Origin of the sequence: Megasphaera intestinihominis, assembly GCF_040096415.1 — a bacterium.
GTDB classification, from domain to species: domain Bacteria; phylum Bacillota; class Negativicutes; order Veillonellales; family Megasphaeraceae; genus Megasphaera; species Megasphaera intestinihominis.
This window is the reverse complement of record NZ_JBBMEU010000079.1, coordinates 1-9,238: the sequence shown is the minus strand read 5'-3', so window position 1 is coordinate 9,238 and position 9,238 is coordinate 1. Positions and strand designations below refer to the sequence as shown.

14 protein-coding genes are annotated in these 9,238 nt (G+C 50.7%); 3 read left to right on the top strand and 11 right to left on the bottom strand.

Annotation, left to right across the window (positions count from 1 at the left end):
• Positions 1–40 precede the first annotated feature (40 nt).
• From WMO23_RS10160 to WMO23_RS10120, 9 genes are read right to left on the bottom strand one after another with little or no spacing between them, the layout of a single operon-like run.
• Positions 41–319: a phage replisome organizer N-terminal domain-containing protein gene (locus tag WMO23_RS10160; protein WP_349173988.1), complete on the bottom strand. Its 279-nt coding sequence runs from the start codon at positions 317–319 to the stop codon at positions 41–43.
• Between the two features lie 48 nt (positions 320–367).
• Positions 368–1,249, bottom strand: coding sequence for a recombinase RecT (locus WMO23_RS10155; RefSeq protein ID WP_349173986.1), 882 nt, complete (start codon positions 1,247–1,249; stop codon positions 368–370).
• Between the two features lie 28 nt (positions 1,250–1,277).
• Complete coding sequence (locus WMO23_RS10150) at positions 1,278–2,213, bottom strand: YqaJ viral recombinase family nuclease (protein ID WP_349173984.1); 936 nt, start codon at positions 2,211–2,213, stop codon at positions 1,278–1,280.
• Complete coding sequence (locus WMO23_RS10145; protein WP_349173982.1) at positions 2,203–2,454, bottom strand: hypothetical protein; 252 nt, start codon at positions 2,452–2,454, stop codon at positions 2,203–2,205. Before WMO23_RS10145 ends, WMO23_RS10150 begins: the two co-directional genes overlap by 11 nt.
• Before the next feature lie 35 nt (positions 2,455–2,489).
• Positions 2,490–2,990, bottom strand: coding sequence for a helix-turn-helix domain-containing protein (locus WMO23_RS10140; RefSeq protein WP_349173980.1), 501 nt, complete (start codon positions 2,988–2,990; stop codon positions 2,490–2,492).
• A gap of 31 nt (positions 2,991–3,021) precedes the next feature.
• On the bottom strand, positions 3,022–3,357 hold the full coding sequence (locus WMO23_RS10135) for a LysM domain-containing protein (RefSeq protein WP_349173978.1): 336 nt from the start codon (positions 3,355–3,357) through the stop codon (positions 3,022–3,024).
• A complete protein-coding gene (locus WMO23_RS10130; RefSeq protein WP_349173976.1) occupies positions 3,354–3,560 on the bottom strand; it encodes a hypothetical protein in 207 nt (68 codons plus the stop codon). The genes WMO23_RS10135 and WMO23_RS10130 overlap by 4 nt, the downstream gene beginning before the upstream one ends.
• A 4-nt stretch (positions 3,561–3,564) precedes the next feature.
• Positions 3,565–3,933: a hypothetical protein gene (locus WMO23_RS10125; RefSeq protein WP_349173974.1), complete on the bottom strand. Its 369-nt coding sequence runs from the start codon at positions 3,931–3,933 to the stop codon at positions 3,565–3,567.
• Between the two features lie 24 nt (positions 3,934–3,957).
• On the bottom strand, positions 3,958–4,149 hold the full coding sequence (locus WMO23_RS10120; RefSeq protein ID WP_349173973.1) for a helix-turn-helix transcriptional regulator: 192 nt from the start codon (positions 4,147–4,149) through the stop codon (positions 3,958–3,960).
• A gap of 151 nt (positions 4,150–4,300) precedes the next feature.
• Here WMO23_RS10120 and WMO23_RS10115 point away from each other — a divergent pair, with 151 nt between their 5' ends.
• The 3 genes from WMO23_RS10115 (at position 4,301) to WMO23_RS10105 (ending at position 6,826) form a co-directional block, all read left to right on the top strand.
• On the top strand, positions 4,301–4,918 hold the full coding sequence (locus tag WMO23_RS10115) for a LexA family protein (RefSeq protein ID WP_349173971.1): 618 nt from the start codon (positions 4,301–4,303) through the stop codon (positions 4,916–4,918).
• Between the two features lie 21 nt (positions 4,919–4,939).
• The gene (locus WMO23_RS10110; protein WP_349173969.1) at positions 4,940–5,497 is read left to right on the top strand and encodes a hypothetical protein; all 558 of its coding nucleotides are present in this window, start codon (positions 4,940–4,942) and stop codon (positions 5,495–5,497) included.
• Positions 5,498–5,803: 306 nt separating this feature from the next.
• A complete protein-coding gene (locus WMO23_RS10105; protein ID WP_349173967.1) occupies positions 5,804–6,826 on the top strand; it encodes a tyrosine-type recombinase/integrase in 1,023 nt (340 codons plus the stop codon).
• A gap of 155 nt (positions 6,827–6,981) precedes the next feature.
• On the opposite strand, the gene rpsI is transcribed toward WMO23_RS10105, so the two are convergent.
• Positions 6,982–7,374 carry a 30S ribosomal protein S9 gene (gene rpsI, locus WMO23_RS10100; protein ID WP_020311347.1) on the bottom strand — a complete coding sequence of 131 codons (393 nt, stop codon included), beginning with the start codon at positions 7,372–7,374 and terminating at the stop codon, positions 6,982–6,984.
• Positions 7,375–7,396: 22 nt separating this feature from the next.
• Positions 7,397–7,837: a 50S ribosomal protein L13 gene (gene rplM, locus WMO23_RS10095; RefSeq protein ID WP_020311348.1), complete on the bottom strand. Its 441-nt coding sequence runs from the start codon at positions 7,835–7,837 to the stop codon at positions 7,397–7,399.
• Positions 7,838–9,238 lie beyond the last annotated feature (1,401 nt).

Below are 9,238 nucleotides of genomic sequence, written 5' to 3'. Positions count from 1 at the left end.
ACGACAGGATGTCTCAGCTTATGCAGCAATACGATGTTGCTTATTGAATCGATTTACACAAAACTCTTGACACACCCTTTACCGTATCAATGTCAAAGCCTGTTTTCTGGGAAATTTTTTTCGGCTCGTAAGGAATCGTCATGTTTCCAATGGTTCTGATGAGCTCCCCGGAGGTATTCGCCGTCAGCAGGCACATTTTGAGATACAGGACAATATAAGCGCTTCCGTTTTCCTGTTCCATTAGCCAGTCTATGGTTTCCTGCTGGAAGAAGTTTTCTCGTAGCTTAATCCAATAGAAACGTTTATTTTCTGTGCTCATAGTTACCTCATATGCGGGCCAGCGGCTCTCCCCGTTGGCCCATCATTTTTACATATCGAGCGATGCTTCAAGGATGGCATCGTCCTGTTTTTCCTGATTTGTCTTGTCAGTTTTGACTTCCCCCGTGGCCGGGTCGACGTTGTCGGGGACCGGTTCAGCCTCGATGTCGGTATAATCGGTTTCGTCGCTGACGTCGGCCATGTTCTGGCTGAGGGCCGTCTTGATGGTCCCGTCGGCCGTGACGCCACGGATGAACTCCGTCGTCAGCGGCGCGTATTTCAGCGCCTTCTTGATGACGGTTTTCTTTGCCATTTCGTCAAAGTTCGTCTTCCATGGCGAGAAGCCTTTCCCGTAGCTTTGGCTGTATTTCCTGGCATGGGCTTCGACATCTTCCTTGCTCATGATTTCAAAGCCGGAAATGCCGTCTTTGTCTTTCCATACGCCGTAATATGCTACGACGGACCCGCGGTCCTTGAATACGGGCTTATGTACCAGCTTCGGCTCTAAGCCGTATTCGACATCAAATTCGTCGTTTTCATGAACTTCATGAGCTTGGACATACAGCCCACTTCGATGGGCCAGGGAGATCATGCCCTTGTACCCTACCTGGAACTGGCATTCCAGGGTACCATGGTTCATGAAGGGGATGAGATAGGCTTCCCCCAGTGGCGTGTTCGGTTCCAAGCCGAGTTGCGCAGCCTGCATCATAGCGCCCAGGAAAGACTTGGGCGTACAGGATGCCAGTTTCGGCGTGTTACTCATAGCCGTAAGGACCATTCGGGCGAATCGTTCGCCCGTGATGACGGAAGGAAGGGCCGCTTCAATCTGCCCTTTCATCGAAATAATAAGATCCTGCATATTCTTCATCGGCGATGCTGCTGCCGGGGCCGCTTTTTTGGCAGCGGCCAGGCCTCCTTTTGTAGTTGCCATTACAATATCTCCTTTCAATTCATACCAGTTATACCAGGAACCGCCGCGTCGGCTTGCCCTGCTTCATGCAAGCTTCGTAGACGTCCGGGAATTCCTTCTTTAACTTCTTCGTGTCGACGGTGATGCGCCCTTTTTGGTTCTTCCATGTGACCTTCCGGTCGCCGATGGTGGCGATCTCATCGTCCCCCATGAGGCATTTGATGACATTCTCCTGGGTCATGATGACGTCGTCGAGGCGTTTCCGTTCGGCCTTGGCGTTGTCGATGAGGGCCAGGGCGTCGGCCGCTTCCTTGGGAAGCTCGACCGGCTCGGTCTGGCCGCCGGGGTATTGGTCTTGGATGGCCTCCGTCGTCGAGCGGCTCCCGTCAATAGGCGGCGGGGTCATCGTCTGAACCATGTACCAGAATTCTTCTTCCTTCTGAGCCAGGTAATCGATGTCGTCGTCATTCCGGGGGATGCACTTATAATCGTAATGCTGACCCCCAATGAGTACGGCAATATACCAGGTCGGCAGGCCTGTGACCATCATATAATGTTGGCACTGCCAATAATATGAGTTAGGAAGCCCGTCATCTTCCCAAGCCTTGACATTAAAGGCATTGGTCGTCTTGCATTCCAACCCCGCTTTTTCGCCGATGACCAGGCGGTCGACGTTGGCCAGCATCCACGGCACGTCGTTACTCTGCATCGTGCCGCAGCGGCGGACCCGCTTGCCCGTGCGTTTGGTGAATTCCCTGGCGACGATGTCTTCCAGGGTCGTGCCCCAGTAGACCGGGTCCGTGCCGCTGATGTCTTCCGGCACCAGCTGCCCCGTCTTTTCGAGCCATAAAGCGTACGGGCTTTTCCAGGGGTTGTCGCCGACAATCGTGCCGGCGTCGCTGCCCCCGATACCCATGGTACGGAGTTTCAGCCAGGCGTCGCGGTTCGTACCATCCTGGACGGTCATAATGAGTTCAGCATCCACGATAGTCACCTCCCACCAAAAGGGCGATGAGCAATTCTTCCCGGCTGACCCCGATATCGAGCGCAATCTTTTCAAGAAGCGATGCCATCATGTTAGCCAGATCAATGGCATTCCCATTTAGCAGAACGGTAGCCTTATGGCTATCCTCATGGGCTGTCATGATGATCAGCTTGCAACCCGTTCCTTCTGTAACCGCCTTCAGTTCTTCTAATTTTTGCGCAATCATGTCTTCTTTTTTCATGTTCATCCTCCTGGTTCTGTGCTATAATATAGGTGTCATCTTTTTTCAAACCTTCCTGGTTTGGGGCCTCGCGGCTTTGCCGTGGGGTCCTTTTTTTGTGGCCGGATGTCGGTGATCTTCATCCCGACGGCGGCGGCGATGAGGTTGTCGAGCTCATTCATGCACCGGCAATAGCTGGGGAGCTCTTCCCGGCTGATGATGTCGTCGGCGCAGATAGTCTCGAGTCTTTCGTAGGCCTTGCACATCTTGCCAAGCTGTATATGTAGGGTGATCACCCCGCTGGCCACACCGACCGTCTGGATATCGGGCAGGATGAGCCTGCCGGTCAGGGTACGCTCTACCAGGTAAGCATACCCCAGTTTATAGTCATCGTAGACCTGCACGATACAGGCCACGACGTCATCGTCGGGGGTACTGCCGGCTTCATAGCCGGCCAGCGTACGTCGGGCAATGCCGATGCGTTCGGCCGCTTCCTCCTGGGTCAGCCCGGCCACATGGCGGGAATGTACCAGCCATTCCGTGAACTTGTCTCTCATGGTTTTCACCTCCTCATAAAATACAATGAGTTCAGAAGCGAATGACGAGCTGCTGGCCGGGCCTTACTGTGCAATCCTGGTCCAGGTTGTTGTTCACCTGGATCTGATAGACCACTTCCCGGATGTCGAGCCCTTCGGCGTCGGCAATCGGACGGGCTACGTCCCAGACCGTCTGATCCTTTTCGACCGTGACGACCTGCACGTCATCGGCTTTGACGGTTTCACCCGCCGCCATGCCCGGGCCGGTGTAAAGCCCGATGCCGCAGGCCAGCACGGCCATGGCCAAGAAGCTCTTAGCCCCGAACAGAGGGCCACGCTTTGGGATGCGCTTCAGCTTTGGTTCGTCGTAAATCTTCATCGTTTTCATTGGCTGAGGCTCCTTTCCAGATCGGCCAGCGTCACGCCGCAGTAGGCGGCGAACTGTGCCGGATTGATGAAATAGTCGAATTTTCGGGCCCCGCTGCGTTTCATCGCGAACCCGAACGGAAGCAGGTTACGTTGCAGGCCAATGCGAACGAATTGTTCGCTACGCTCCAGGATGCGGGCCGCTTCTTTGATGGTGATTTTCATACCCTCACTTCCAATCATTGACCGCCTGCAAGACTTCCAGCAGCATCGTATTGATGTCGTCAGACACGGTGATGATACGATGAAAGCCCGGGGCTTTCACGATGTTAATCGCGTTGGCTGACAGCAGCGTAAAGTCTACATATGTACCGCCCTGTCTAAGGGCGTCAGATAAGTTCCTCAACGCTTCAATCTTGCGTAAATTATTCGGATCGTCTTGATACGTTTCTAATTCGCTGGGAGCTCGTCTTGCAGCGACCCCGTTGCAGAATTCTTTAACTGCGCAATTCACACAAACACTGCTATTCTGAGAATATTCAGCGCAATAATTGATGATTGTGTTTGCTGCTTCTCTGGCTTCCTGTTCTCTTGTCATCTTTTTGCCTCCTGTAATTTAACTTCACACTTTATCGCGCAATAAATTGTCAACTCGACATTTAAAGATACGGGCCAGCTCAATCAGCTTTTCCGTCGTGGGGTAGGCTTTGCCAGTTTCCCACTTAACAACAGCTGTACGGGTTACTCCCATTTTTTCAGCGAGTTGTTCTTGAGTCCAATTCCGTTTCATTCTAAGCTCTTTCAAACGGTTCATGGTTTCACCTCCTTGTGAAGTTTCTTCACTTCATACCTGTATTTTACACAACTTCCATTCACATGTCAATAGCTTATGACAACTTTTATTCACATATTTTCAAGTGAATGTTTTTCACATATAATATATACATAGACAGGGAGTGAAGAAGATGAACACGACAGCGATAAGACTGAGAAAACTAAGAGAAAGGGAAAAGTTATCACAAGGTGAAGTTGCCCAAAAGCTGGGGATCAGCCGGACCGCTTACGTTAAATATGAGACAGGCGAAAGCCGTCCTGTAAGGAAGCTGAATGAATTATCCCGCCTGTTCCATGTGTCGGCCGACTATATCATGGGAATGTCTAATTATCCCTTGTCCAATGAAATAGCCCCGCCAGCTGAAGCCCGGAAAATCCCAATCATCGGTACGGTAACCTGTGGCCCAAATGGGTTCGCTTATGAATATCTTGACGGGTATGTATATATTGACGATTGTACTCATGGAGACATAAGGGCCTTTCATTGCAAAGGTGATTCCATGACTGGCCTGGGAATATTCGACGGAGATATTGCAATCGTTCGCATCCAGCCAGAGGTCGAGAACGGAGAGCTGGCAGTCGTTACCATAAATGGAGATGAAGGAACGTTAAAGCGGGTCCGAAAACAGGACCATATGATTATCCTGGAATCAGCCAATCCCAATTATCCGCCTCGTGTGTTTGCTGGAGAAGAAACGAATTTAGTCCATATCGTAGGAAAAGTCATTGAAGTGAGGAAAAAATTCTAATCACAGAAAGAAGGGAATCGTATGCAAGCAGCTGTTGGTTTATTGATTATCTGTATTATCGCCTGGTACATCCTGGCTAAAAAGAATCCGGAAAAGTTCGCCCCATTCCTGGCCTCGCCTTATGGGAAGAAACGCGGGCTCTTATGCCTGGCCGCCGTGTTCGTCATTGGGGCCGTCGGTGCGACCATCGACCCGCCGCCCGCTCCGACAGCCAGCCAGAAAGTGCAGCAGGCCAGCGATAAGGCCGAAAAGGAAGCCAATCCGGAAAAGGCCAGCGACCACCACAAGCTCGCCGTGCAGCAGATCGCCGAGGGGACCGGCGTCGACGAAGCCCGGGCGGCTGGCATCCTGGACATCTTCCATAAGGTCGGCATCCAGGACCACCTTTTCGACGGGGTCCATAGCTACGAGAACGGCAAGCATGATACCACCGACGAAAAAGTCTTCGTCATCGAAACGACGCCCGTCAAATCTTTCCTTTATCTGGATCAGAACGACCAGGTCTTAGAGGTCCGGGCCAATGCCAAGAACCTGTACAAGAATGGCCGGGTCGTCATGACATACGAAAAGTCATTCTAACTTCATACAATATAAGGCATGAATCTATTATAAATCGTCATGGCCATGGCCTTATCACGCATATATAAATAAAAAAAGGAATATGAAGAATCTTCACATTCCTTTTTTATCACGCTATTTTTAGAACATTAGTTTGTTTAGGCAATCAGAAAAGAGAAATGCCCACATAGTGCGCCAACACTGTGTGGGCGGACGCTTATCCTCTCGAGCATTGGGATTTTTAGCGTTGAAAAAACTATTTTTTCAATCTCGCACGCGTTTATTGTATCATACTTTGATTTATCCTGCAAGAAAGAGGCGATTCTTATGAGACTTCCCACGGGCTACGGCTCTATCATCAAGCTGGGCGGCAAACGCCGCCGGCCCTTCGCTGTCCGCATCACCGCCGGATGGTCGGACGACGGAAAACAACGTTACCAGTATCTAGGCTATTTCCCGACCCGGAAAGAAGCCCTGTCCTGCCTGGACGACTACAATCAACGGCCCTACGATGTCGATGCCCGGAAAATCACCTTTGCCGACCTCTACCAGAAATGGGGCGAATGGAAGTATACCCGGGTCCATAAAGCCATCCCGAACGGCTACCGGTCCGCCTACAAATACTGTGAGCGGCTCCACGACCGTGCCTTCGTCAACCTGCGGGCCGATGACATCCAGCGGGTCATTGACGGCTGTCAGAAGGGCTACAGCACGAAAAAGAATATCCGCTTGTTTTGCAGTCAGCTCTACCAGTACGCCGCCCGCCTGGAGATCACCGTGACGAACTACGCCAAAATGACCGACCTGCCGGCAGAGCAGCAGTCACGGCTGCATAAGCCCTTTACCCCGGCGGAAATCAAGACGCTGTGGCAGCACACCGACGACGACGGCGCCCGCCTGGCCCTCATCTACATCTATACGGGTCTGCGCCCGACGGAGCTCTTGCGGGCCAGAACGGAAAATGTACACCTGGCCGACAACTATCTCCGGGCCGGCATGAAAACGGCGGCCGGCCGGAACCGGGTCATCCCCCTGGCCGGCAAGATCAAGCCCTTCATCGCCGCCATGTACGACCCGAAAAACGAGTACCTGGTCATCGACCCCGACGGCCGGCCTGTCGGAAATTATGACCGGCTGCGCGACCATTTTTGGAAGCGATCGCCCGTACTGGCTCCGATGAACCACCTGCCCCACGACTGCCGGCACACCTGTGCGACGCTCCTGGCCAACGCCGACGTCGACAAGAAGATCATACAGCTCATACTCGGCCACCGCTCCCAGGACATCACCGACCGCGTCTATACCCACAAGACACTCTCCCAGCTCATCGATGCCGTGAACCGCTTGTGATTTGTGTATTGTGCGTATATTGTGTGTATATTACAGTCTCTCACGTGCTCGAATTTATGCAAAGTTAATTGATATTCAGCCAAAAAGAAAACCGCACGAACGGCTTGTTCATGCGGTTTGTCTGTTGCATAGGTTTGTGAAAATATACGAGTATATTAACGTTTCGAGAACTGGGAAGCCTTACGAGCTTTCTTGAGGCCGTATTTACGGCGTTCTTTTTCACGCGGGTCGCGTGTGAGGAAACCAGCTTTTTTGAGAGCCTGACGGAAATCGCCGTCGACTTCCAAAAGGGCACGGCTGATGCCGTGACGGATTGCGCCGGCCTGGCCGGACGGGCCGCCACCCTTAACGTCAGCGATGACGTCGTACTGTTCAGTTACGCCTGTGAGTACGAGCGGCTGTTTAATAACCAATTCCAGTGTTTTACGACCGAAATATTCGTTCAATTCTTTTTTGTTGACTGTGATTTTACCCTGACCCGGAACCAGACGAACTCTAGCAACGGATGTCTTTCTACGGCCAGTGCCGTAGTACTGTGCTACTGCCATGAAATCTTCCTCCCGGTATTAATTAGCGAATGTTTAACTTCAAAACTTCAGGTTTCTGAGCCTGATGCGGATGTTCAGCACCTGCATAAACGTTCAGTTTACGATACATCTGTTCACCCAATTTATTTTTCGGGAGCATACCGCGAACTGCCATTTCAACAACGCGTTCCGGACGTGCTTCGAGCATGTGGCCGGCCTGAGTGAATTTAGCTCCACCGGGATAACCGGAATGATGGAAATAGGTTTTCTGGATTAATTTTTTACCTGTTAATTTAACCTTTGCTGCGTTTACTACGATTACATAATCGCCTGTATCAACATGCGGGGTAAAAGTAGGTTTATGTTTTCCCCGAAGAACTTTAGCTACTTCGGCAGCAAGACGGCCTAATGTCTGGCCTTCAGCATCAACAACAAACCATTTGCGTTCGATGTTGCCTGCATTGGCCATAAATGTAGTTTTCATGCTGTGTGATTCCTCCCTGAATTTAACTAACTGACCAAGCTTTTGGTGCTCTTTCTCCGGGGCTAATGGAGTCCAAGTGAAAAGCTTACTTATTTATTTTACAGATTTAGACAGACCTTGTCAAGCTTTTTTTCTTCTAGTTCATCAAGTGGGAATCCGACGGCCCCACAGGCCGCCTTGAGTAACCCTCGGCTCGTGGCAACGGCCATGGCTCGTTGTTCGTGGCTCGTAAAAACCTGCCATTATACTCGAAAAGGCTGTGATGAAATCTCGCAACGGGCCGCACAAGGCTCCCTTTATAGGGGAGCTGGCCGCCAAAGGCGGTCTGAGAGGTTAAAGGTCGGCCCCTACGCACAAGGCCGTGGCCGTGTATTTTTTTTGCAATCTGTGACCTCTTTCTCTCCCATCGCCTGTATGCGATATTGTAGGGGACGCCCAGAGCCTTTCTGGTCCGCCAGGTACCGACTATCGGGAGGTGCAGGGCGGCTGCCAGAACGGACAGCAGTGGCGGGCGTCCCGCCGTGAATCCTACGCATAGTCGGAATGTATGACGGACAGCACATGGTCGTAATACAATCATACCTATGATAGCGGATTTCGTTGGCAGTCAATTTTTCTTTCAACAGATTCACCATTCTTTTCTTTATTATAATATGAAACAGAACGAGCAGATATATCCATACCTCCATGATACAACAGAAAAAGGACGGTTCTGGAAAACTTAATCCTTTTCTAATCATTTTTGAACCAAATCCAAAATATTTAAGGAACCATTAATGTAGATTGGAGCCTATCGGCCCGCCGGTCGCCAGTCGCCGTTCGCTTCGGGTGACCTTCAGCTCGTAAAGAAAAGCCCCAATCGCGGCTATCGTAGGGGCTGCCCAAAACATGCTAACACGTCAGGTACAGGACGGTTACCTGGACGAATATCAATGGCGGGCGGCCCGCTACGCGCTGAGGGTATCCCGAAGCGTCTTGTTGGTTTGAGTTTGTCGCGGCGGAACGCCGCATCTGAGTCTGAGAATAACCCGGATAGCAAAAGAAGCTGCTGCATTAAGCAAACACCTGCATAATGCGACAGCCTCTTTGAATTGTTGCCACGCTTATGCGGGAAAGATTATGCCCTCATTCCTTGATTCCATTTTACCATAGAACATTTTTTCGTAAGTGGAAAATAAATCAGTGTATAGAAAAAGCCTCAGACTTATGCTATTCTTTCTTCAGATAAGGTAAAATATATTTCGCAAATTCAATTTCATAAAAAATAGACATAGTCTATTGCCGCTAGTACAATTAAGTTACCACACAAAATTCGTAAGGAGGCAATAGACCATGTCTGGTAATATTATACAACTTAATGAGGATCTTATAAAGAATAATTTAAAGGATCTTGTACGCAAC